This window comes from Fodinicola feengrottensis, assembly GCF_010993775.1.
Lineage (GTDB): Bacteria > Actinomycetota > Actinomycetes > Mycobacteriales > HKI-0501 > Fodinicola > Fodinicola feengrottensis.
Genome location: NZ_WOTO01000034.1, coordinates 26,605 through 48,339, shown reverse-complemented (window position 1 = coordinate 48,339; position 21,735 = coordinate 26,605). Strand labels below are relative to the sequence as shown.

At 65.7% G+C, this 21,735-nt stretch carries 32 protein-coding genes and 1 pseudogene; 4 read left to right on the top strand and 29 right to left on the bottom strand.

What is annotated here, in order from left to right; all coding sequences use genetic code 11:
• Position 1: 1 nt before the first annotated feature.
• From GNX96_RS28325 to GNX96_RS55785, 6 genes and pseudogenes are all read right to left on the bottom strand, one after another.
• Entirely contained in the window at positions 2–259 is a 258-nt protein-coding gene (locus GNX96_RS28325) for a phosphopantetheine-binding protein (RefSeq protein WP_163570828.1), read from the bottom strand.
• A complete protein-coding gene (locus GNX96_RS28320) occupies positions 256–1,998 on the bottom strand; it encodes a non-ribosomal peptide synthetase (RefSeq protein ID WP_163570825.1) in 1,743 nt (580 codons plus the stop codon). Before GNX96_RS28320 ends, GNX96_RS28325 begins: the two co-directional genes overlap by 4 nt.
• Complete coding sequence (locus tag GNX96_RS55795; RefSeq protein ID WP_279581692.1) at positions 1,999–2,355, bottom strand: AMP-binding enzyme; 357 nt, start codon at positions 2,353–2,355, stop codon at positions 1,999–2,001.
• Positions 2,324–3,500, bottom strand: a pseudogene (locus tag GNX96_RS28315) (AMP-binding protein). Before GNX96_RS28315 ends, GNX96_RS55795 begins: the two are co-directional and overlap by 32 nt.
• 42 nt (positions 3,501–3,542) lie before the next feature.
• Positions 3,543–6,245: an MFS transporter gene (locus GNX96_RS55790; RefSeq protein ID WP_279581690.1), complete on the bottom strand. Its 2,703-nt coding sequence runs from the start codon at positions 6,243–6,245 to the stop codon at positions 3,543–3,545.
• The gene (locus tag GNX96_RS55785; RefSeq protein ID WP_279581689.1) at positions 6,242–8,833 is read right to left on the bottom strand and encodes a non-ribosomal peptide synthetase; all 2,592 of its coding nucleotides are present in this window, start codon (positions 8,831–8,833) and stop codon (positions 6,242–6,244) included. The genes GNX96_RS55790 and GNX96_RS55785 overlap by 4 nt, the downstream gene beginning before the upstream one ends.
• 409 nt (positions 8,834–9,242) lie before the next feature.
• Here GNX96_RS55785 and GNX96_RS28305 point away from each other — a divergent pair, with 409 nt between their 5' ends.
• Positions 9,243–10,310, top strand: coding sequence for a condensation domain-containing protein (locus tag GNX96_RS28305; RefSeq protein ID WP_163570822.1), 1,068 nt, complete (start codon positions 9,243–9,245; stop codon positions 10,308–10,310).
• Entirely contained in the window at positions 10,307–10,504 is a 198-nt protein-coding gene (locus GNX96_RS28300; protein ID WP_163570819.1) for a hypothetical protein, read from the top strand. The genes GNX96_RS28305 and GNX96_RS28300 overlap by 4 nt, the downstream gene beginning before the upstream one ends.
• Here the strand turns inward: GNX96_RS28300 and GNX96_RS28295 are convergent.
• Entirely contained in the window at positions 10,501–10,737 is a 237-nt protein-coding gene (locus tag GNX96_RS28295) for an acyl carrier protein (protein WP_163570816.1), read from the bottom strand. The two genes, GNX96_RS28300 and GNX96_RS28295, sit on opposite strands and share 4 nt — an antisense overlap.
• 39 nt (positions 10,738–10,776) lie before the next feature.
• Positions 10,777–11,415 carry a histone deacetylase gene (locus tag GNX96_RS28290; protein WP_279581688.1) on the bottom strand — a complete coding sequence of 213 codons (639 nt, stop codon included), beginning with the start codon at positions 11,413–11,415 and terminating at the stop codon, positions 10,777–10,779.
• Positions 11,416–11,490: 75 nt separating this feature from the next.
• Here GNX96_RS28290 and GNX96_RS28285 point away from each other — a divergent pair, with 75 nt between their 5' ends.
• Positions 11,491–11,667 carry a hypothetical protein gene (locus tag GNX96_RS28285; RefSeq protein ID WP_163570814.1) on the top strand — a complete coding sequence of 59 codons (177 nt, stop codon included), beginning with the start codon at positions 11,491–11,493 and terminating at the stop codon, positions 11,665–11,667.
• A gap of 317 nt (positions 11,668–11,984) precedes the next feature.
• On the opposite strand, the gene GNX96_RS28280 is transcribed toward GNX96_RS28285, so the two are convergent.
• Positions 11,985–12,245 (bottom strand): hypothetical protein, encoded by a 261-nt coding sequence (locus GNX96_RS28280; RefSeq protein ID WP_163570811.1) that lies wholly within the window; start codon positions 12,243–12,245, stop codon positions 11,985–11,987.
• Positions 12,246–12,331: 86 nt separating this feature from the next.
• Here GNX96_RS28280 and GNX96_RS28275 point away from each other — a divergent pair, with 86 nt between their 5' ends.
• Entirely contained in the window at positions 12,332–13,069 is a 738-nt protein-coding gene (locus GNX96_RS28275) for a GntR family transcriptional regulator (protein WP_163570807.1), read from the top strand.
• Positions 13,070–13,077: 8 nt separating this feature from the next.
• Here the strand turns inward: GNX96_RS28275 and GNX96_RS28270 are convergent, their stop codons facing one another.
• From GNX96_RS28270 to GNX96_RS28180, 20 genes are all read right to left on the bottom strand, one after another.
• On the bottom strand, positions 13,078–13,392 hold the full coding sequence (locus tag GNX96_RS28270; RefSeq protein ID WP_163570805.1) for a hypothetical protein: 315 nt from the start codon (positions 13,390–13,392) through the stop codon (positions 13,078–13,080).
• The gene (locus GNX96_RS28265) at positions 13,383–13,535 is read right to left on the bottom strand and encodes a hypothetical protein (protein ID WP_163570802.1); all 153 of its coding nucleotides are present in this window, start codon (positions 13,533–13,535) and stop codon (positions 13,383–13,385) included. The genes GNX96_RS28270 and GNX96_RS28265 overlap by 10 nt, the downstream gene beginning before the upstream one ends.
• Entirely contained in the window at positions 13,535–13,786 is a 252-nt protein-coding gene (locus tag GNX96_RS28260; protein WP_163570799.1) for a hypothetical protein, read from the bottom strand. The genes GNX96_RS28265 and GNX96_RS28260 overlap by 1 nt, the downstream gene beginning before the upstream one ends.
• A gap of 40 nt (positions 13,787–13,826) precedes the next feature.
• Positions 13,827–13,982, bottom strand: a complete 156-nt coding sequence (locus GNX96_RS28255; RefSeq protein ID WP_163570797.1) for a hypothetical protein — start codon at positions 13,980–13,982, stop codon at positions 13,827–13,829.
• Entirely contained in the window at positions 13,979–14,578 is a 600-nt protein-coding gene (locus GNX96_RS28250) for a C40 family peptidase (protein WP_163570794.1), read from the bottom strand. The genes GNX96_RS28255 and GNX96_RS28250 overlap by 4 nt, the downstream gene beginning before the upstream one ends.
• On the bottom strand, positions 14,575–15,171 hold the full coding sequence (locus tag GNX96_RS28245) for a hypothetical protein (protein WP_279581687.1): 597 nt from the start codon (positions 15,169–15,171) through the stop codon (positions 14,575–14,577). Before GNX96_RS28245 ends, GNX96_RS28250 begins: the two co-directional genes overlap by 4 nt.
• 29 nt (positions 15,172–15,200) lie before the next feature.
• The gene (locus tag GNX96_RS28240; RefSeq protein ID WP_279581686.1) at positions 15,201–16,100 is read right to left on the bottom strand and encodes a hypothetical protein; all 900 of its coding nucleotides are present in this window, start codon (positions 16,098–16,100) and stop codon (positions 15,201–15,203) included.
• A gap of 139 nt (positions 16,101–16,239) precedes the next feature.
• The gene (locus GNX96_RS28235; protein ID WP_163570787.1) at positions 16,240–16,380 is read right to left on the bottom strand and encodes a hypothetical protein; all 141 of its coding nucleotides are present in this window, start codon (positions 16,378–16,380) and stop codon (positions 16,240–16,242) included.
• Positions 16,381–16,389: 9 nt separating this feature from the next.
• Positions 16,390–16,710, bottom strand: coding sequence for a hypothetical protein (locus GNX96_RS28230; protein WP_163570784.1), 321 nt, complete (start codon positions 16,708–16,710; stop codon positions 16,390–16,392).
• A gap of 106 nt (positions 16,711–16,816) precedes the next feature.
• Positions 16,817–17,278, bottom strand: a complete 462-nt coding sequence (locus tag GNX96_RS28225) for a hypothetical protein (RefSeq protein WP_163570783.1) — start codon at positions 17,276–17,278, stop codon at positions 16,817–16,819.
• A gap of 1 nt (position 17,279) precedes the next feature.
• Positions 17,280–17,555: a hypothetical protein gene (locus tag GNX96_RS28220; RefSeq protein ID WP_163570780.1), complete on the bottom strand. Its 276-nt coding sequence runs from the start codon at positions 17,553–17,555 to the stop codon at positions 17,280–17,282.
• A 12-nt stretch (positions 17,556–17,567) separates the two neighbouring features.
• The gene (locus tag GNX96_RS28215) at positions 17,568–18,764 is read right to left on the bottom strand and encodes a hypothetical protein (protein WP_163570778.1); all 1,197 of its coding nucleotides are present in this window, start codon (positions 18,762–18,764) and stop codon (positions 17,568–17,570) included.
• Positions 18,765–18,802: 38 nt separating this feature from the next.
• Positions 18,803–18,973, bottom strand: a complete 171-nt coding sequence (locus tag GNX96_RS28210; protein ID WP_163570775.1) for a hypothetical protein — start codon at positions 18,971–18,973, stop codon at positions 18,803–18,805.
• Positions 18,974–19,355: 382 nt separating this feature from the next.
• Complete coding sequence (locus GNX96_RS28205; RefSeq protein WP_313885807.1) at positions 19,356–19,826, bottom strand: recombinase family protein; 471 nt, start codon at positions 19,824–19,826, stop codon at positions 19,356–19,358.
• Between the two features lie 76 nt (positions 19,827–19,902).
• On the bottom strand, positions 19,903–20,028 hold the full coding sequence (locus GNX96_RS55780) for a hypothetical protein (protein WP_279581685.1): 126 nt from the start codon (positions 20,026–20,028) through the stop codon (positions 19,903–19,905).
• Positions 20,028–20,204 (bottom strand): hypothetical protein, encoded by a 177-nt coding sequence (locus GNX96_RS28200; protein WP_163570773.1) that lies wholly within the window; start codon positions 20,202–20,204, stop codon positions 20,028–20,030. Before GNX96_RS28200 ends, GNX96_RS55780 begins: the two co-directional genes overlap by 1 nt.
• A gap of 37 nt (positions 20,205–20,241) precedes the next feature.
• Entirely contained in the window at positions 20,242–20,820 is a 579-nt protein-coding gene (locus GNX96_RS28195; RefSeq protein ID WP_163570771.1) for a hypothetical protein, read from the bottom strand.
• Positions 20,813–20,959 (bottom strand): hypothetical protein, encoded by a 147-nt coding sequence (locus GNX96_RS28190; protein ID WP_163570769.1) that lies wholly within the window; start codon positions 20,957–20,959, stop codon positions 20,813–20,815. Before GNX96_RS28190 ends, GNX96_RS28195 begins: the two co-directional genes overlap by 8 nt.
• A 39-nt stretch (positions 20,960–20,998) precedes the next feature.
• Positions 20,999–21,250, bottom strand: coding sequence for a hypothetical protein (locus GNX96_RS28185; RefSeq protein ID WP_163570766.1), 252 nt, complete (start codon positions 21,248–21,250; stop codon positions 20,999–21,001).
• Positions 21,247–21,585 (bottom strand): hypothetical protein, encoded by a 339-nt coding sequence (locus GNX96_RS28180; RefSeq protein WP_163570763.1) that lies wholly within the window; start codon positions 21,583–21,585, stop codon positions 21,247–21,249. The genes GNX96_RS28185 and GNX96_RS28180 overlap by 4 nt, the downstream gene beginning before the upstream one ends.
• Between the last annotated feature and the right edge of the window lie 150 nt (positions 21,586–21,735).

The window sequence follows — 21,735 nt, the reverse complement described above, 5'->3', positions numbered from 1 at the left end:
GTTAGGTCCCGGTTTCTCGTACGCCGAGCCTGGCCAGCTGCTCGACCATCGCGTCCAGACTTTCCAGGAAGGTCACGTCCGCGTCCAAGTCGATCCGCACGTCGTATTCGGACTCCAGTGAGTCGATGAGCCGCAGATATGCCAGCGAGCCGACGCCCAGCGATGCCAACGAATCACCGTGCGCGAGCACGTCGTCGGCGCCGATCGTGTGATCGCACGCCGCGGCCACCAGTGCGGCCACTTTCTCTCGGACGCTCATTCGGCCATCTCCTGCTGGAGTCCGACGACGGCCGCCACCACGCCGGAGATGGTGGGCGTGTCGAAGAAAACATCGAGTGGGACTTCCACCCCGAGCCGCGACCGCAGCCGCGCGATGATCTTGGTCATCGTCAACGAGTGGCCGCCGAGGTCAAAAAGGTCCTCGTTCGGCCCAATGTCGTCGATCCGCAGCACCTCACACCAGACTTCTTGCACCTGGGCGGCGACTCCGGTGTACGCGGGCGCCGCCTCGACATCTCGCGTACGCGGCGGAGCCGGCAGCGCCGATCGGTCGAGTTTCCCGTTCGGAGTCAACGGAAGCGAGCCAAGCCATACGTACGCGTTGGGCACCATCACCGCCGGCAGCGATCGGCTCAGGTGGTCGGACAACACCGCACTGTCCACGGTGGATCCGGCGGCCGCCACCACGTATCCGACCAGCTGCGGATCTTCTTCGCCAACGGCCGCGACCGCCGCCTCGGCCACGGTCGGGTGGGACAGCAGTCGGGCCTCGATTTCGCCCAGCTCGATCCGGTGACCGCGGATCTTGACCTGATCGTCCAGCCGGCCAAGGAAATCCAGCCGACCGTCCGCCCGGATGCGTGCGAGATCACCAGTGCGGTAGATCCGGCCCGGCCCGTACGGGTTCGACACGAACCGCGTGGCGGTCAACTCCGGCTGGTTGTGGTAGCCGGCGGCAAGTCCTGCACCGCCAATGAAAAGCTCGCCGGGGGAGCCGGCCGGGACGGCCGCGAGCGACTCATCCAGCACGTAGAGGTCAGTGTTGGCTATCGGGCGGCCGATGGTAACGGTGTCCGGGTCGGCGGGCAGATCGTCCACTGTGGACCAGACCGTGGTTTCGGTCGGGCCGTAGACATTCAGGAGGCGGCGAACCCGTACCCGGATTTCTTTCGCCAGCGGGACCGGCAGCGGCTCTCCGCCGCACAGTGCGACCAGGGTGGGCTCGCCGCCGAGTTCAGGAACCAGCAGTCGCCAGCTCGACGGAGTGGCCTGCACATGCGTGACGGCCTGGTCGCGGATCATCCTCGCGAGCGCGCGGCCATCCCGTACGGCCGTGTCCGGCGCCATGACCAGTCGGCCGCCGGACGTCAACGGCAGGAATATCTCCAAAGCCGCGATGTCGAACGACAGTGAGGTCAGCCCGAGCCAGCGGTCCGCCGGCGAAGCCCCTAATTCGGCAGAAAAAGAGCCAATCAGGTTGGCGAGGGCCCGATGCCCGATCTCCACGCCCTTGGGTTGTCCAGTCGATCCGGACGTGTAGATCACGTAAGCGAGGTCGCCATTTTCCTGAGGCGGGGGCAGATCCGGCGTGCGGAGAAGTTCTGCCAGATCGACCGTCACCACCTTCCCAGGCAACGGTGATTCCTCGCCGTACCGGGTCACCATGACCGGAGCGGCCGCATCGGCGGCGATGAAAGCGATCCGTTCGGTGGGGTAGGAGGGGTCCAGTGGCAGATAAGCCGCGCCAGCTCGCAGAATGCCCAACACCGCCACCACCAGCTCGGCCGAGCGTCCCATGTGGACACCGACCAAGCCGCCCGACCGCACTCCGGCCGCCCAGAGTCGTGCGGCCAACGCATTCGCCGCCGCGTCCAGCTCTCGGTAGGTCAGCCGGGTCTGGTCGAAGACCACCGCCACGGCTTCCGGAGTTTGCTGTGCGCTGCGAAGGAAATGGTCCAGGACGGTGTCTTGGAGGGTGACGCTGAGCTGCTCGGACATTCAGTTGCCTTCCTGCTCGGCGATCAGCTGATCTCGCAGCGCCCGCTTGAGCACTTTGCCGTTCTCGTTGTGGGGCAACGCATCCCGTACGTGGATCGTGCTGGGCAGTTGATGGCTGGCGAGCCGCCCGGCCAGGAAGGCACGTAATTCGCTCGGCACGACCTCGCCGCGTGGCACCACGGCGGCCGCGATGGCGGTGCCCAGCACTGGATGAGGGATACCGAAAACAGCAGCCTCGGCTATCCGGGGATGCTCGTAAAGGGCCGCCTCCACCTGCAGCGTCGAGACTTTTTCGGCGCCAGACTTGAGTACTTCCGACTCCCGGTCAACCAGGTAGAGAGATACCCTCCTCGTCAAGCCGGCCGAGGTCGCCCATCCGCACCCAGCTGCCCCGGAAAACCGCGGCGGTCGCGGCCGGATCGGCGTAGTACTCCCGTGGCCGGACCGGTGACCGCAACCAGACCTCGCCCACTTCGCCGGCCGGTACGGGCTTTCCTTCTGACGAAGCGATCTGAAGGTCGGCCGCTGATGCCGGCCGGCCCAACGCCGTCGGCCGGCGCGGGTCGAACACCATGGTGGTCTGCGCCGGAGCCGCCTCGGTTGAGGTGTAAGTGTTGACCACGGTCGCGTTTTCGAAGGCTTCGGTGAGGGCCACCGCGACCGCCGGGGGCAGCGCCGCCGCACTCACGCCGACCATGACTACCGAGGACAGGTCGAACCGCTCGGCAAGGCGGGCGGGCGGTGAGTGCCTCGATCGCCATGGTGGGCACCAGAAAGAGTGTTCCGGGGTGGTATTTCTCGATGAGCCGGCCGAGGTGGCCCGGGGTGAACCGGGACATTGCGACACCGGCCGGCCGGGCATCCAGAGCGGTCAAAAGCGCGGTCTGACAGGCGTTGGTGCCGACCGGAAAGGCGTGCAGGAAATGGTCCGAATGCGCCAGCTTCACTCGACGCTCGCCGGTCGTGCAGCCGAAAGTCAGGTTGCCGTGAGTGGCACTGACGCCCTTGGGGCGGCCGGTCGTTCCGGACGTGTAGATGATCTGGGCCAGGTCGGACGGCGAGGCCGTCCCCTTGACTGGCTCGGATCCGTCCTGGCATTTCGCCAGTGTCGCGGACCACGCATTTTCCGCTGTGACATGGACATCTTCGGCATGCAGGACGCCGGCCGCGGTGCAGTGGTGCAGAATATAGTCGCGTTCGGCTGGGGCCAGCCGTTCGGACACCGGTACGGGCACTCCGCCGGCCTTCTGTACAGCGCAGAAAGCCACCGCGAAGTCGATCCAGTGCCGCGTCCCGTACACCAGCGCCACTCGCTCGCCGCGCTCGACGCCTCGATGACGCAGCGCCCCCGCGACCACGCTGGACTTTGCTTCCCACTCGCCGAAAGTCAGCGAGTGCGCGCCAACCGCGAGAGCCAACCGGTCGGGTTGGTGGGCGGCTCTGGCGGCGAGCAGGTCGGGTACGGTGTGGCCCCGGCGGGCGGCCGCCAACCCGCTCGTCACCGGTTTTCCGTTCGTTGCCGGATGATCTCATATCCGACGAGGTCATCCATGGCACCGTTTGGTACATCCGTGTCGAAATTCCTCAGCAACCGAATGCGCATGGACACCAGCACCAGGATGATGATTGCCGCGCCGAACAGCAAGTAGGCGAGACCGGCGCCCCGGCCCGGTCCGGTGCCGATGACCGCGCCGACACTGGTGGCCAGCGCGCCGCCTGGATTCATCAGCGGCTGCAGGAGATGGATCCCGTACGGTCCGATAATCGCCCATCCCAGCGGAAGCGTGGACCACGCGATCAGGGTGTTCACCGCGAAAACCCGGCCGTGGAATCGTTGCGGGCACCTTCACGTGCACGATGGTGGCGTAGAGGCTGTTGAGCAGGGTCACACAAAGCGACATCAACAGCGCGCCGGCCGCCAGCACCCAGAGGTTGGCCCGCAGGCCGGTGATCACGCAGGCGGCTCCGCATGCCAACGCACAGAGGAAAACGCCGCGCAGTCGCTGGTGCCGTGGGCCGCCCCAGAAAGCCATCACCAGCCCGCCCAGCAGCACCCCCACTCCGCCCGCGAGAGCCACCCGGCCAGCGTCGGCGAGGCTGGCGAAGGAAAGTACGGTCGGTGAGACGAGCATGAACATCGGCGCCAAGAAGATGTTCAGCACCATGAAAAACAGCAGCATGGCACGGAAGCCGCGCTGCCCCCAGGAGAACCGGAAGCCGTTGACTGTCTCGGCCAACAGTGGTTCCTTGCGGTGCCGGGCGAGCGTGGTGGGGAAGCGTACGAGCGAAACCACGGCGATCGCGAAAACATAGCTGGCGACATCGAAAATGAGGATGCCGCCGAGGCCGATCGAGGCCAACAGCCCGACCGCGACCAGCGGCACCAGGACCTGTGACGCGCCGCCGATCATCTGGACCACCCCGTTGGCGTGGCCGAGATAGTGTTTGGGCGCCAGCTGCGCTACGGCCGAGCCGTAGGCGAGGCGCTGGAACGAAAGGGCCACCGATAACAGACCCACCAGCGGGTAGATCTGCCACAGCTGGAGATGCCCGGAAAAGAACAGAATCCCGAGCGCCAGCTGGGTGCCGCCGGCCGCGCAGTCGCCAAGGAGCATGATCAGCCGACGGTCGTAGCGATCGACCAGTGCGCCGGCCAGCGGTGCGACCACCATTCCCGGCAGCAGGCCGGCCACCGCCAGCAAAGCGAAACTGAGCAGTGAGCCGGTTTTCAGGTAGATCCACATCGGCAGGGCGAATTCGGTCAGTGCCGACCCGACGATCGAGACGAGCTGGCCGGAGGCCACCGTGAGAAATCTGCGCATGCTCGGCTGTGGGCCGATGATGACCTGGCGGCGGCGGACCGGGAAAACACCTGCTATCCGCCAGTTTTCGTCGCCAACAGGGCCCGGTTCTTCGTCGGCGAGCTGATGATGTGCGGTGGTGACGATATCGGCCAGTTCCTTGGCCCGGTACGTCACGAAGAAGTGGCCGGCCTCGTCGAGGGTCGCCAACGCGGTCGTGTCGGTGAGGAAATGCCATTCACGATAGCGTTCGGCGGCGAATTCGGTGTCCGGGTCGTGCTCGCCAACGACCGAGATGATCGGCGTGCGCAGGCGATCTTTTGGTTCCCGCAGAAGGTCCGTGAAGAACTCCTCAGCACGGACCGCCGCTCGGCGGGCAATGCGTACGACCTGCCGGGCGCTGGCCGGATCCAGGTCGCCGATGACCGCCAACCAGTTCGCGAAAGCCTGGTCGGCCCGCAACCGTTTCATGCCGGCGAGTGTGCTCAATCCGGACCAGACCCGTTTTCCGGGCTTGGCGAAGGGAAAGACCGCGCCGAAGTAGATCGCCGTCACGGTACGCCCGGCGGTTTCCAGCCGGCGCGCGATCTGCACGGCGAGCGCCGCTCCGGCGCAGTGCGCATAAAGTGCGATCGGCCCGTCGACCCGCACGAGGATTTCGTTGACACACTTGGTCGCCAGCTCGTCAAGCGGGATCGATTCTTCCGCGAGGCCCACCTCGTCGCCGGGCGCGGCGACCGCGAACAGCCGATGCCCGGCCGGCAGCGCCTGCGCCAGTGGCTGGAAAATCGCCGCGGTCCCGCCGCCGTACGGGATGCAGACATAACTGAGAACCCGTTGCCCGGCCGGCACCGGAGCGGTCAGTTCGTACAACAGCGGCCGAGGCCGATGGGTGTCCGCAGGCCTATCGACGAGCGTGGCGAGTTCACGAATAGTGGGCGAGGTGAACAGATCCATCACCGACAGCGCGACGCCGGTAGCCGCGCGCACCTTGGCGACGACCTGGGTGGCAACCAAGGAATGGCCGCCCAGATCAAAGAAGTTGTCGTCAGCCCCGATGCCCTTTCTTCCCAGCACTTGCGCCCATGCCTGGGCGATGACAGTCTCGGTGCCGGCTGCTGGAGCCCGGTAGTCACCGCTTTCGGTGTCGTCCGGAGGCGGCGCTGGCAACGCGCGGCGGTCCAGCTTTCCGCTGGAGGAAAGCGGAAGTGCTGTGAGCTCGACGAAAGCGGCCGGCACCATATACGCGGGTAGCCGCTTCTTCAGCGCTTGCTGGAGCTGGGCCCGGTCCTTGGCGATCGAGTCCTTGGCGACGAGGTAGCCCACGATTCTCTTGTCACCGGGGAAAAATTCGTGAACGGCGGCGGCCGCATCGGTGACCCCGGAGAGTTCGCGCAGTGCGGCCTCGATCTCGCCGAGCTCGATGCGTTGGCCGCGGATTTTCACCTGATCGTCGATTCGACCGAGAAAGTCCAGCGTGCCGTCCGGCCGCCACCGAGCCAGGTCGCCGGTCCGATAGAGAGCCGGCCCGCGCCGAATGGATTCGGGATGAATCGCTCTGCGGTCAACGATGGACGGCCGAGATAGCCGTTGGCCAGCCCGATTCCGCCGATGTGCAGCTCGCCGGGCATACCGACCGGCAGCTGGCGAAGGGTGTCGTCGAGTACGTACAGCTGGATATTCTGGATTGGCCGGCCAATCGGCACCCGGGCGAGGCCGGCGAGCTGGTCGGCGGTGCAGTGCCAGGCAGATACGTCAACGGCGGCTTCGGTTGGTCCGTACAGATTGTGCAGGGCCGCCGGCAGAGTCGCCAGGCATTTGCGGGCCAGGTCGACGGGAAGCTCTTCGCCACTGCAGAAAATCCGCCGCAGGCCGTGGCAGCTTGTCACCCCCTCCTCGGCCAACAGCATCGCCAGCATGGACGGGACGAAATGGATCGTGGTGATCGACTCGGTCTGAACGGTCTTTACCAGATAGGCGGGATCTCGGTGCCCGTCCGGCTGCGCCAGTACGAGCCGGGCGCCGGTCAGCAGCGGCCAGAAGAATTCCCAGACGGACACGTCGAAACTCGCCGGTGTCTTCTGTAAAACGGCGTCGCCCGGACCAAGGGGATATTCTTTCTGCATCCACTCCAGCCGGTTGACGATCGCGCGGTGGCTGATCATCGCGGCCTTGGGTTGCCCGGTGGTTCCGGACGTGTAGATCGCGTACGCGATGTTCGACGAATCCACCGCAGGCAGCGGAATTCCTGCGCTGTCGGGAAAGTCCCCATCGAGTCGGACGATCGTCGCAGCCGTTTCGGGCAGCGAGGCCACCGCCTGTGTATGAGTCAGTACGATCGGTGCCGCGCAGTCAGCCAGCATGAAAGCCAGTCGGGCCGGTGGATATCCCGGATCCAGCGGCACATATCCGGCGCCGGTCTTCAGCGTCGCGAGCAGCGCGATCACGAGTTCTTCCGACCGTTCCAAACACACGGCCACCAGTACGCCGGGACCGGCGCCGAGTCCACGCAACCTGAACGCCAGCCGGTTGGCGCGATCGTCGAGGTCGCGATAGCTGACGGTCTGGCCGTCAAAAGACAGGGCGGGAGCATCGGGCGTACGAGCGATCTGTTGCTCGATCAGTGAATGCAGGGTGGCGTTCGACCGGAAATCGGCGGTGGTCGCATTCCAGCTGGCCAGCAGTTCCCGTTCGGCGGGGTCGCTGAGGTCCACTTCGGACAGCCGAGCGGTCGGTCGGCGTACCACCTCGTGGAGCAGTCGGATCAGCTGATCGCCGAGCCGGGCAATCGTTCCGGCCTCGAAGAGGTCGGTGTTGTAGACGAAAGTCCCGGCAATGCCCCTCGCGTTCTCGGCGCAGTAAAGCTCCAGGTCGAATCGGGTCGAGGTGAGCTCGGCCGGCAGGATTTCCAGCTGTGGCCCGATCGCAGGCTGGTCGATGTTCTGATAGTTCTGCAAGGCGAAGATAACCCCGAAAAGCGGTGACCGCGCTGCGTCACGGGGCACGTTCAGTTCCTGTACGAGCCTTTCGAACGGAAGCTCCTGGTGCGCGAGGGCGTCCAACGTATGGTCACGGGTACGGCCCAGCAGCTCGGCGAACGATGGATCGCCGGAAAGGTCGGCACGCATCGTGATCATGTTGATGAAGCAGCCGACGAGGTCTTCGGTCTCTGGAAGGAAACGACCGCCCACCGGGGAGCCGACCGCGAAGTCGTGCTGGCCGCTGGCGCGTGCCAGGAGTGCCTGGAAGGCACCCAGAATAACCATGTAGAGGGTGGCGCGATGGGTGTTCGCGAACGCCGCCAGCTCGGTGGAAAGCGCCGGGTCGACAACGAAATGATGGGCCGCGCCAGCGTACGTCTGGATCGCTGGCCGAATGTGGTCGGTGGGCAGTTCCAGCCTGGGCAGCCCGGCCAGCCGCTCCTTCCAGTAGGCCAGCTGCAGCTGGACCGGCTGGGTTCGCTGCCGGTACGCGTAGTCCGAGTACGAGCAGCGCAGGTCCGGGAGTGTTGAGCCGTTGTAGAGGGCGATCAGGTCGGAAAGCACGAGCGCGGTGGACCAGCCATCGCTCGCGATGTGGTGGATCGGCAAGGCCAACTGGTGCTCGTCTGCGCCGAGGCGGACCAGCACCGCTCGCGCGAGCGGCCCGGTCGCCAGATCGAACGGCTCGAGATGGGCGGACCGGATAATGTCCTGGGCCTCAGCCTGGCTCTGCGCCGCGCGTACGATCAGCGGAATTTCGGTCCGCTCCTGGATTTCCACCCGTGGTTCGCCGGTCGCGGCGGCCGGGAAACACATCCGTAACACCTCGTGCCGGGCGGCCAGCGCGGCGAGCGCACGTCGCAGTCGCGCCGGGTCCATCTGGCCGTGAAGCGCAGCGGCGAGCGGAATCGTGTACGCGGTTGACTCCGGCGCGAGTTGGTCCATGAACCACAGACGTTCCTGTTGGAAAGACATCCGGATGGGCCCGTCCGGATCGAGTCGTCCGATCGTCCCGGGTCCCTGCGCCGCGCGCCGGCGCAACCGCTCGGCCACCAGGGGGACGGCGGTCAGCCGACTGTCCCGCCGTGCGCGCGGACAGGTCGGTCATCTTTGTCCTGCTCCTGCTTCTTTTGACACAAGGCTATTTACGGGCATGCGAAAGCGCCCGTGCTCGTTTTGGGTTTGTCAGCGTGGTACCGAAATCCGCGCTCTCTCTCGCCCAACCTCCCCGTGGACAGCGCCGCCGCAGGAAATATTCCTGCCACGGCGTTGTGGCGACGCTACTGCGGCAAAATCATGTCGTCAACAGAAAGAATTAAACTAACGAAGGAAGCTCGGCCGGATATGTCCCAGGACGTCCGCAAGATGACCAGGCCGTGCCACGGTGGCGTACGATTCTGCTTTCCCCGCCCATGGTGGTGCGCGCATTCTGTTGCCGCACAAGGATAGTGAGGGAGTGTGAATGGTGAACGCACCCGCGCCAGCGGACGGTCCGGCCTCGTTGGCGCAACAGGGCGTCTGGCTCAGTGAGCGCCGAGGCCAGGTGCGGACGCAGTATCACCTTCCCTTCACACTTACCTTCGAAGGCGTCCTGGACGAGTCGGCTTTGCTGGCCGCGACCCGGGCGGTGGTCGCCGCCAATCCGGTCCTGACAAGCGTGCTGCCCGAGCGCGACGGTGAGCCCTTTGTGCGAGCGAGCGGTGAGCTTCCGTTTGTGGAGAAGGTGAAACTGCCCGCTGGCGGTGATCTCGCCGAGGTGCTGCGGGAGCGTACGATCCGCCCCTTCGAGCTGGATCGAGGCCCGCTCCTGCGGATGACACTGGTGGCTGTCGATGACAAATGTCATGTTCTTTTGGTGACAGCACATCACATCGTCTTCGACGGCGAATCGATGGAGTTTTTCGGCCGGCAACTTTCCCGGGCGTACGCGGCAATCGTGTCCGGTAGTGGTCAGTCGACCTTCCCGCCGCCTTACCAGTACGACGAATATTTCCAGGACGAACAGAGGCATCTCACCGAAATGCTGCCAGCGGCTCGGGAGTTCTGGCGAGAACACTGGAGACGGCCAGATGAGGTCATCTTGCCCGGCCTTTCGGCGGTGCCGCCGGAAACCGATCCAGGCGACTACTACGAGTTCGTCCTCGACGGCGCCACCCGTGCCCACATGCGTGAGGTCGGCAGTGCCTTAGGGGTCACGTTGTTCGAGCTGATACAAACCGCGCTCTACGGAATTCTTTATCGGTACGGAAACCCGGAACCGGTCGTCGGGGTAGCGGTCGGGCTCCGGACGCGGTCGACGATCAACAGCATCGGAATGTTCGCCGAGGAGGTGCCACTGGCCGCGCCCGGTCACCTCGGCGGGAGTTTTCGGGCGCTGTCTACGGCACTGCATACGAGAATGCGGGAGTTGCAGCGATTTCGCCGTATTCCAGTGAATCGCGCGGTCCGCGGCGGTGGCGTGCGACCGGCGATCGCGCTGAGCTATCGCGGTCACCGCCGCGATCTGGACTTTTTCCCGGCTTGCGGGTGACCTCGGAATGGGCCTTCAACTTCACCGCCCGCCGAGCCCTGTGGATCCAGATCCTGGACGAGGGCAGCGAGTTGCGGGTCATCCTGCGGTTCGCGCCGCGGTTGATCTCACGGTCGTCGGTCGAGCGGATTGCCAAGGATTGGCAGGCAATGCTGGCATCCGGACTGGAGTCACCAGACCTGCGATGGCGCTAACTGGCGGCGACGAGTTCGGCCAGCGCCCGAATCGAGCCGGCATGCAGAATCGCCACGGTGTCGATCGAAATGCCGTACCTTTCCTCAATCGCGCCAGCCAGTAACTCGGCCCGCAATGAATCACCGCCGAGCTGCAGAAACGCCTCCGCGGCGGCGGTGTCGGGCTCGCCGGTCAGCTCGGCGAGCTCAGTTCGTACGAATTCCTCGCATTGCGCCACATCGACAGCAGCCATACGCCCGACAGTAGCGGTGGTTTCGGTTTGGCGGACAGTTTAGGAAGAAAGCAGGGAACTGACCTCATCCACCGACCAATGCCCGGCCGCGCCGGGGCGAGCGCACAGGTAGTCGGCCGTACGAAGTGGATCCCAGCCATGTGTTTCCATCAGGCCCAGCCCGATCATCCGCAGATAAGCCGCGGACGGGGCGCGGGTGTCCACATCGGATAATGACCAGGGCGCGGTGAAAGTGACCATCGGAAAACCGGCGTGCTCGCCGACCCGTACAAGCGTCTCGTAGCGACCGCCTCCGAGCCGCTGCCGGCCGGTATCGAGCAGCTCGGTGAGGTCGAGATCCGCCTGGGGAGGCCGGCGCATTTCCTGTGCCACCACATCGGCGAACTGACCGGGCGTCACCAGGTAGCGGCGCGCCGCCACCGCATCTGCGATAGTGGCATCCAGGAAAGCCACTCCACCGGTCCAGGTCGGCGACTCGGTGGCGAAATAGACGCCACCGGGCAGCCAGGCCGGCTCGGTCCGGCGCGGCGCCGAGCGGTCACGGCAGCCCGGGTAGGTTCGCCGGGCACCGGTCGGGCGGCCGCCATAGAGGTAGCAGCCGAACCGCGCTGCGCTCAGGTTGGACCCGTAGCTGACATACCAGAGGAGCATCGGCCGCTCAGCGCTGTACGTGGACACGGAACACACGTAAACGACGGTAGCGCTGTGGCCTGAAATATCCTCAACTGAGATCGGCCCGGAAAGCCGGTCCCCATGCCCGAAAACTACAGCCCGCATGTCTTCATCGGCGACGTAATGACGTTGCTCGCCAGCAAGGGCTTGCACCCGCTCCTCACCAGCCAAGAGATGGACAGGGCGGTCATCGGGGCCAGCATGGTCCTGGCCGCGCTCGGCATCCAGCCCGTCAAGACGCCTGAGGACCAGTCGTAGGCGGGCAGCAAACGACCCCACCGGGGCCCCCTTACCGGTGGGGTCGTTCGGTCCGCTCCGGGTGGTGCCCGGAGGGTTGGTTGCCGGCTCCCCGCCTCGCGACGCTGCGGCAGCAGGGAGCCAGCGGCTCGTTAGCCGCGCCAGTAGCCGTAGTTCGGTTTCCGGCCATCGGCCAGCGGCCAGCGTGCGCCACAGGTACGCGACGTAGTGGAGCCCCCGACGCTCGGCGTCCTCAGCTCGGGCGAGGTAATCGGCACGGACCTCACCCGAAGGGACCTCCCGGGACGGCTCTGAGCCAGGCTGCTCGTGTTGGCCGGTCATATCGCCCGAAGGCCGTTCATCAGGTCTTCCAGGAGCTGCTGGACGCGGGCCGTGTCCATCTCGCGTGGCGTGTACGCGATGCCCGTCGCGCTCAGCCATTGGATCTCGTGCCGGGTCTTGGCTTCGCGGGTGAGGGTGGCGTACCAGCCAGACAGGGCACGTTCGGCAGTGTTCGCGTCCTTGCTGGGGAAAGTCACCAAGAACGCGTTGCGTACGCCACGTGGGGACAACGGGCCTCCGAGGTAGTGCCTCTGCATCGGACCACCTATCTAAGTAGCGCAGATAGGTGGCTAACGTAGCGTCGCCACACCGGCTACGCAAGTAGCTCAGGTACGCTCTCCGGATGGCTGTACGACCGTGGTCACAGATCGCTGACACGCTCCGCCAGGAGATCGCGGGCAGCGCCCCCGGCGCTCGGCTGGCGTCCGGTACGGAACTGATGCAGCGCTTCGGAGTCGCCCGCAACACCATCCAAAACGCGATTGACCAGCTACGCGCCGAGGGCCTGGTCGTCAGCGTCTCCGGACGCGGCTGGTTCGTGTCCGAACGCAAACCCGTCATACGCCTATCCCGCAACCGGCTCTCCGCCGCCGAGCGCGCCGCCGGGCGCGGGACGTTCATGTCCGACGCCGCCACCGGCAACTGGAAACCAGCGGTCACGGTGAAGATCTACCGCGAGGCCGTACCGGCGGACATCGCCAAGTACCTGGACATCGAGCCCGGCACCGACGTGGCCGTACGTGACCGGATCATGCGCGCAGACGGCGAGACCGTGCAGCTGGCCGTCTCGTACATCCCCGTGGACATCGCGGAAGCCGCCGGCATCGAGAAAACCGACACCGGCCCCGGCGGCATGTACGCCCGGATCGAAGAGTCCGGCACCCACCTGACCCACTACACGGAACTCGTGTCCGCGCGCCCGCCACGCCCACGCGAGAGCGAACAGCTACAGATCCCCGCCGCGTACCCCGTTATCGAGGTCATCCGGGTCGCGTACGCCGGAGACCGGCCGATCGAGGCGAACCGGATGGTCATGTCCAGCGAGCGCTACCAGCTCGTCTACCAGATCGCCGCCGACTGACGGTCTGATCAGGGGTTTTGGTGATGGCTGATGTGCTCCGTCAGACCCAGCTCCAGCCGGTTGACTGCGTCGCGCATCGACCCGCCGTGGTCGGGCTGAAACTCTGCCTCGATCGCGCGGATTCGCTCCGGTACGCCGGGAACAGCCGGCCGGCCGGGCCGCGCCAGCTCGCCGTACCAGTCCTCCCGGAACTCTTCCTGTTGCCGGATCAACTTCCGGAGCGGGCACACGATGAACTTCACGGCGCCCCCGATGACCACGGCCGCGCCCGCGAACCCACCGAGGACGCTGGACAACGCTACGAGATCCACCGTCACCACCACGTCGCCCAGCGCGCCACGAGCGGTGTCTTGCCGCCCCGGCGCTCCCACGCGTCGTAGAGGCAGAACGACCCGCCGAGGAACAGCGCCACCCCGACCGCCACCGCCACGTTCTTGTCTTTGAACAGCGGCTTCGGGACGGCCATCACACGGCCCCCGGCTGCGGTCCGATCGTGAACACCTGAAACGAGACGGTGTCCCCGGCGGTGCCGTACAAGGTGAAAATCGTTGACCCCAGCGAGACCGTGTCACGTGACGCGGCCGGGATCTGCCACACCCCCGGACCGACCTGCGGAGCGGAACCGGTGGGGCCGGCCGATGAGACGGTGATCATGTGCACGCCGGGGTTCCGGACCTGGATGCAACCAGCCGGGGCGTGGTAGTTCCTGGAAATCATCCCCGACGCGTCGAAAATCGCCGTCTCAACAGCGAGAACACTATTCAGCAGCAGCCGCCTTGGACCGTTCCATAAAGCTGGTCTGGCTGGCCTGCATCGCTTCCAGCCGGGACAGCATCTCCGCGAACAGGATCCGCTCAGCGGTCTTGCCGCGCGCGGAGCCAGCGGGCAGACCGCCTACATCGATCACGCTCATGTGAGTGCCTCCGTTAGCTGGTCGGTCTGCTTCTTGATCTGTGGCCGGGCGACCAGGAAACCGCCGGCCACCACGAGAGCGATGCCGATCCCGGCGAACCCGAGCGGCATCACGATGCCCTTGAGGCCGTCCAGGAGCGGCCCGACAAACGAACTGCTGACGGAGCTGGCCAGGTTGCCCGCTGCGCCCTGCACGCTGCCGACCAGGCCGGCGGTGGCCGCTCCCAGGCCTGGGACCCGCCCGTACCGGGGGCCTGGTTGCGACGCGTCGCCCTGCCAGACGTTCTGGATTTTCACGTTCTCGCCGGGCTGTGGCGCCGAGATCACCTTGCCGCCGCCGACGTAGATCGCGACATGCGCACTCTCGTGGTCACCATTGCCCCAAAAGACCAGGTCACCGGGCTGGGGGTTGGTTACGGGGGTGGTCCAGTGCTCCTGGTCGAGCGCGAGCCGGGGCGCCTTGATCCCGACTGCGGACAGCGCGAACTGCACCAGCCCGGAGCAGTCGAAAGTGTTCGGGCCGGTCGCGCCGCCGAAAACGTACGGCTTGCCAACCTCCGAGGCCGCCAGCGCCAGGAACGTGTCCAGACCGCTCATATCGCGGCCCCCGCGACCTTGGCGACCGTCGCCGCGTTCTTCTTCGCGTGCGGGTAGACGAACACCACCAGGCCGCCGATGAGCAGCAGCCCACCGAGCGCGGCAAAGCCCGCGGTGAAGCCCAGTTGTTTGCCGCCCTCCAGCAGCGGGGTGATGACGGCGTCCAGGGTGGAGGTAGCCGCGCTCTGCGCGGCTCCCAGCGGGTTCGTCAAGGCGTCGCCTAGGCCGTCAACGAACGACCCCAGGTTGGCGCCCACGGAACTGGCCGCTGCCTTCGCGCCGGACAGGAACGACTGGTACTTGCCGCTGGTGTAGGTGGTCCACGGCCCGAAGTTCGTGCCGCCGCTGGAGATCGCGTACGCGGCCTTGGCCTGGTTCAGGTCCGAGGCCGCCAGCCAAGTCTGGTCACGGTCGCCGCCCGTGCCGGTCGCCGATTTCTGCGTACGGACCTGGAACAGGCCATAGGACGGCCCCCAGGTCTCGTTCTCCAGTCCAACGTCGCCGAGGTCCGCGTCATCGTACCCGGACTCCGCGCCCGCGATCGCGGTCATGATCACCGCGCCTTGGTCGGTGAATCCCGCCTGCCGCGCCAAAACATAGACCTGCTCCGGGGACCGGGTCGTCACGGCGCGCCTACAGCTTCCCGGGACTGGAGGTCGGGACCGCGAGCACCGTGCCGACGCCGAACGTCTGGTAGCCGGATGCGGCAGCGTTGCTCTTCTGAGCCTTTCCGTTCACGACCGCAGTCGTCCCGTGTGGGTACGTTCCACTGCTCCAGGGCAGTCGCGTCCGACGTACCGGAGAACCCGAGCGCGGACAGCACGTCAGCCCATCCCTGCCCGGCCTTGGTGACATACGCGGTCGTCCCGGTCGGTCGCGGGGTGCCGGGGTACGGGCCAACGTCCGTGGTGGTCGGCGCCGGCGTGGTCGGCGTGATCCCCTTCAGGGCGTCGTTGAGGGTCGTGCCGTACGCGGACAGTTGCTGGTTCAGGGTGTTTTGCAAGTTCTGCGAGTACGACCCCAGCCATGTGGCCACGTCGTTGCCGGTGGTGTCGGCGGTGCCGCTGCCAACCCCGGTAACCCCGGTCGCCGTAGAAGCATCCGGGGTGGTTGACCCAGTGCCAGCTGACACCTTGCTCCGCCGGTAGAGCACATACCCGCCGGCACCGACCGCCACAGCGACCCCCGCGAGCGCGTACTTGTTCTTGAACACGCCCTTGATCTCGTCCAGGTTGAAAGGCACGTCAGTTCCCCAGACCCAGCAGCCTTGACCAAGACCCATCAGCGCGACCGCGCTCGCGGTGCCGCCGGTCCCGGTGACGCTGCCGGTGTTGGGCAGGCTCGAAACCCCGACCAACGCGTCCATCGGGTTTGCCTGCGGGTGGACGGCGGAATAGAAGTTTTGGACCTGCACGTTGTGCCCGTCCACGTATACCCCACCGGAGTATTTGTGGCCGGAGATTCCGGAGCCACGGTCACCGGACAGGAACGCCGGCTGCCCTTCGTAGATACCCCGGGACATCGGCGAGGATGGGTTGCTGGACACGAAACATGCTGTTCGCGCGGTCGACCGCCAGCTGATCGGGGCCGTAAACCGGCACCGGTACGACGGTTCCGTTGCCGGGCACCGTCCTGCGGCGCTTGAAGGAGAAGGCCACGGTTCAGCGCCCCTGGAGTGCTTTGACGCCGGTCGCGTACCCGGCCGCGCCAGCGGAGATGACCCGCCCAGCGCCGGTCGCGTTCGCGACCAACAGGTACACACCGACCAGGGCCGCCGTGTAGAGAAGTCCCTTACGCAGCATCACTTTCCCCTATCCATTGAACATTTTCCCGGCCCACTGCTGAAGCTGCTCCGGTGTCGCATTAGGCCCCGGCGAGCCGGTCTGCCCCAGCGCACCCCAACCGGGCAGCACGTTGCCCGGCACCACCCCGTTGCCCTGCTGGCTCGTCGCAGCCGACTCGGCCGCCTTCGCGCCCTTGGTCTTGGGGACGCCGGCCACGCTCTCGGACAACAGCCGGGACAGCGCGCTGGCGATGACCCCACCGCCAGCCGCTAGCCGGTCGGACGCGCCGGGCTGCACAACCTGCTGAATGACGATCAACAGCAGCGTCCCGGACAAGAAACCCCACACGGTCAGCTCCCGGCCGGCGGCAGGATCGCGAGCCGCTGAAGAGCTTTACCGCCAAACACCTGGCAAAGCACCCAGATGCCGCCGACAACCAGCAGCAGTCCACCAGTCATGTCAGGTCACTCCCATCAGCCTTCTTGTTGAAGAACTTCGCCATCAGCACCGCCTTGACACCCGGCACGCCCTTCTGAAGGAACGGCCGCACCACCCAGCCCCAGACCATCAGCCCGAGGATGAACCCGGCGGCCTCATTGCCCATCGACAAACCAGCGCCGATCGGTTGCCCTACGGCCTTGCCGACCTTTTCGCCGACTGCCGACGCTCGGCCGCTGCCGTCGTCCTCGGCCTCATCGGCGGCTTCCTTGGCCGCGTTGAGTTTCGGTCGGATGTTCTCATCGGTGACCTGCTGGCGCGCTGTTCCCCGAACCGCGCGGTTCGGAGTTGTCCCAGAGCCATCCTCCTGAGGTTTCGCGGAATCCCCAGAGTCAGAACCCGGTCCATTGATCGGTTTCGGCTTTGGGGGCGTGAGACCCTTGGCTTTCAGGATGGCTTCGGCACCGCGAGCGGACATGTCAGCTCTTACCGACCGACGCCGACACCTTCGCCGGCCCGAGCTTCACAGAGCCGGCCACACCGACCGCGCCGACCGTCACCAGAAGCAGCGCCCCGAACCAAACCAAGGGATTATGCGGGTCGATGAGAGCCCGCCACCCCTGGTCCAGTTCATCGGACGCCAGTTGCTGGATCGGCGACGCGATGCCGTAGGTCGGACCCTGACCCGCGTAGCCGTACAGACCGCTCGCCGTCAGATGCGACGAGTCGGTGAACGGGCTTCCATCTGCGAGCATGGTCGATCTCCTTTACGCGCCGACCGCGCCAGCGAACAGGGTTTCTTGGGTGATGTACGCGATGCCCTGGGTCGGCGCAGCGACCAGACCCAGGAGAATCCGGAGGCTAGAAGTGGTGCCCTGGTCGATCACGTCGCGAACGGCGTTATCCGAGCAGAAGTCCCACAGCCCGACGCCCCAGTTCACGCCGAGGTTGACGCCAGCAGTCCGGTACGTCTGAACATTCCAGGTACCACCCCGATCGTACGACTCCGGGACAGTATTTCCGCCGTAACCCCAACCGACCGTCGCGTAGTTGGTGTCGTTGACGGCCAGCGGGACGGTCGCGGTCGCGCCGGTCGTGACCTGGGAAATCAGACGAAGCATGGTCCGGCCAACGCCGGTACCCGACAGGATCGGCCCGTTGGTTCCCTGGGTCAGCCCGCCGTACTGGATTTCGTTCAGACCGTGGAAAGTCGACAGGTCCGGAATGACCGGGGTGCCATTGACGATCGGGATGCTGTACGCCAGGCCCACTACCTCAACGTTCAGCGCCGACGCGAACGTAGCCGACGCGCCCATCGCCGAGATCAGACCGGACGATGAGGTGCCGCCGGCCGCCGCGCCTTGAGTGTTCCAGTTGATCGTGCAGGTCAGGTTCGACGCCGAGGTCTGCGCGAACAGCGATCCCACCAGCGACCGCTGATCCGCTGCGATCGGAACCAAGAATGTCAAGTCGACGGTGTAGGTGCCGACCGCCGGGACGTTCGCGCCCGGGTTCAGCGAGTTACCCGCCGAGGTGCCCCAGTCGTCGGTCGGGAATTTCAGCGACCCGGACGTGACCGCCGTGGTGCCGAAAGTCGCGGCCAGCCCATTATCATCGAGCTTCGGGTTCGCGATGAACTCCACCGACCGCAAGAGCAGGCCACGCGCGGAAATCAGGGTGCTCTGCCCGTTCGCGGAAAGCGCGAGGTTCTTGATCAAGTTCAGCGGCCATTCGTACGACATCGTGGTCGTGCCGATCGTTCCGCCGAAGGTCACCGTTCCCGACACGCGCACTTCCAGCGCCGAAACGATGCCTTCCTGGGTCAGCGTGATCACATCGCTTGACCCGATGCCGTTGATGGCTTTCTTCGGCTGCATAGGGAAACGCTGCCGACGCGTGGCCTTGAAGAACAAATCCGGGTTGAAGACCATTCCGGGGGACTGGACACCCTGCACGCTCTGCACGAGCGCGGACCCTGGGTTAACTGCGGCTCCAACAGCCATTACTGGTTCTCTCCTTTGGTGGGTCCGCAGTGGGTGAAGGCCACGAATTTGCGGAGGCCGGGCAGCGGGATCTTCTGAGCGGCCAGCTCGGCGGCGAAGTTCGCCAGCAGAGCCACGCCGCCCACTGCGATCCAGAAGGACGCTCGCTTACCGGCGAGCCTGATGCTCACGGTTACTTTCCCGTCCGAGCCTTGACCTGGTCGTACGCGATGACGACGATCAGCGCGACCACCGCAGAGGTGGCGATGCTTTTCATGTTCACTGTGTGAACACCTCTCTCTGTGATTGTGGCCGCGCTCGGCGACCAATCATCAGAAAGGTACTTCGGGAATTGTCCGTAAACGGGCAATGCCGAACAGTGGACGCTTTCCGTCCCGCTACAGGGATTCCATGCGTCCGAAAAGCCGTCTCAATTGAATGCCTCGCATTCTCCAGGCACTCTGGGATTCGGACAACGGCTCCCCAGGGGCACATCTGCCTTCTTTGGCTGTGGTCGTCCGGCAGCACTCCCGACCTGGCCCAGGAACATCCCCTGGGGAGCGTCAGCCTTGATTATGCCGCGTCCAGTACCCGGTACACGGTCGCCCGGCCGCACCCAAACACGCGCGCGATCTCAGCAACGGGGATCTTCTCGTCCCGCATCCGGAGCACCTGACGGACCTGTGCGCCATTCAGCACCCGCCGCCGGCCACCGAACCGGCCGTTCGCGCGCGCGACCGCGAGCCCGGCAATGGTGCGTTCCCGGATCAGCTCGCGCTCAAATTCAGCCAGGCCGCCCATGATCTGAAAGATGAGCCGGCCCATGGCCGTGCGAGTGTCGAAACCTTCCGTCAGTGACACGAATTCAATGTCACGCGCGTCCAAGTCCGTGATGATCTGGATCAAGTGCGGCAGTGACCGCCCGAGCCGGTCCAGCTTCCAGACCTTCAGCGTGTCACCCGGCCGCAAGTAGTCCAGTACCGCCGCCAACTCCGGTCGGTCGACCTTGGCCCCACTGGCGTGCTCGGTAAACACCTTCTCCACCCCGCGGCCCTCAGTGCACTGACCTGAAGTTCCGGGTCCTGGTCCACGGTCGATACCCGGGCGTAACCAACATCGGTCATCGGTGCGGCCTGACCATCTCGTAGGCAGCCATCACGACCAGGGCCACGCAGAGAGCCTTCTCCCAGGGCTCCGTCTTGCGGGGCGCCTTCACCAGGATCACGCGTACGGTCTGCTCGTCCATCACTCCGCCCCCTTGGCCATGATCTGGGTGTAGTGCCAGTTCAGCGCGGCCAGGCGCTCCTCGGAGAGGATGCCGGTTCCGAAGCACCAGCGGCAAAAGTTGTTCTTGCCGCCGCAGTCCGAGCACACGTAGCCGTCGATCTGGACGCGGTCCTCACCATCGGGATGCTTTTCCACTATTTGCCTCCGTGGGCCCAGTCGTACGTTTGCTTGGCTACGTCCTCCGGCAGGGCCGGGAAGTGCACCAGGCGGTAGTCGGGGTCGTCGTCGCGCTGGCGGGTTTCGGCTGGTTCGCGTCGTACCGCAGGTATTCATGCGGCCCGAGATCGGTCACACCCTCAGCGAAGTCTTTCGTGTTCCACCCGATCGTTTGCGCGATCCGTTCGCGGTCCTGCACGACGTTCATTTCGAACACGTACACCACATCGGATTGCGCCAACACCAACGCGTCGACGGTGATCGGGCGCGGGTCGCACAGGATCGCGGTCACGTTGCGGTGCCGGTTTTGGTGCAGCAGACGGGACATGTGCGCCGGCACCCGCCCGGACGGGGCCACATAGTTGACCTCGTGGATGAGCAGAGCGCAGTCACCGTGCGAAAGCGCGAGCGCGACCACGGCGTCTACGTCCTCAAGCCTCGTCGGCGAGCCGGGGTCAGGGACATAGCGGAGCGTCATGCGCTCCTTGTCCTTGCGCTTTGATTCCGGCCAGCGGCGCGGCAGATCCACCACGGTGCCCTTGAGGTCGACCACGTCGGGACCCATCGGCCCGTCGTCGCCGGCAACGTCAATCACGATCCGGTCGGTCGCCGGGGTACGAGCGGAAAAGCAGGGTCCCCATGATCGACTTACCAGACCGCTTTTTCCCGAAACAAGAGATGATCCGGCCGTCACCGATGACCAGCTGCCCGCGCTGGTCGAACGTGCCCGCCATCAGCGTTTCCCGCATATGTCGCAAAAGACGGACAGCATGTCAGTTTTCCCCGGTCGCCAGCGGGTCAACGTCCTCCACGGTCGGGTAAGTCGCCTCCGCGCGGGCCTGCGCTCGGATGGCGGCCAGTTGAGCGTTTGCGTGCGCCAGCTCCTGTTCCCGCTGCGCCAGCTCCCCAGCCACCTGGGCGGCTTTGTTGGTCAAAGCCGCGACGGAGTCCTGCCGCTCGGCGAGGGCCTTTCCGAGGTGGGTGAGGCCCCAGCCGACCACGGCCACCGCAAGAAGGGTGGTCATATCGGTCTGTTGAGCGATTGCGCGAAGTTTCGCGAGCATGTCAGTTCTCCAGGTAGTCGGTTTGTTCGGGCTGCTCTGCCAGGGTTGGGGTTAATGTCCGGACCGTCAGCGAGTGGCGCTTTGTTCACGTACGCGCCGAAAGCTGTGCCGGCGAGGATCACGTCAGTGAGGTCCGGGCCGAGGATGCCGAGGTCGGCGTGCCGGGCCGCGATGCGCCCCAGGGGGGCTGCGATCCGCCTGGACTCGGTGTCGGTGGGCATGCGGAGCTTCTGCCGGGTCCGTTGCCGGTACATCCACGCGCCACCAAGGAAAACCAGCCCCACGACCCCGACCATCAGGGCCTCAACATCAGCCGCCGTTGCCTTGGCGCGGGGTTCAGTACCCGTATCGGCCGTAAACGTCGTGCGATTCGACTTCCGGCCGGTCAGCCTTGACAGGAGGCCCCGGTTTGGGGTCGGGTCCTCCGGCGGTGGGCTGCTCTGGTC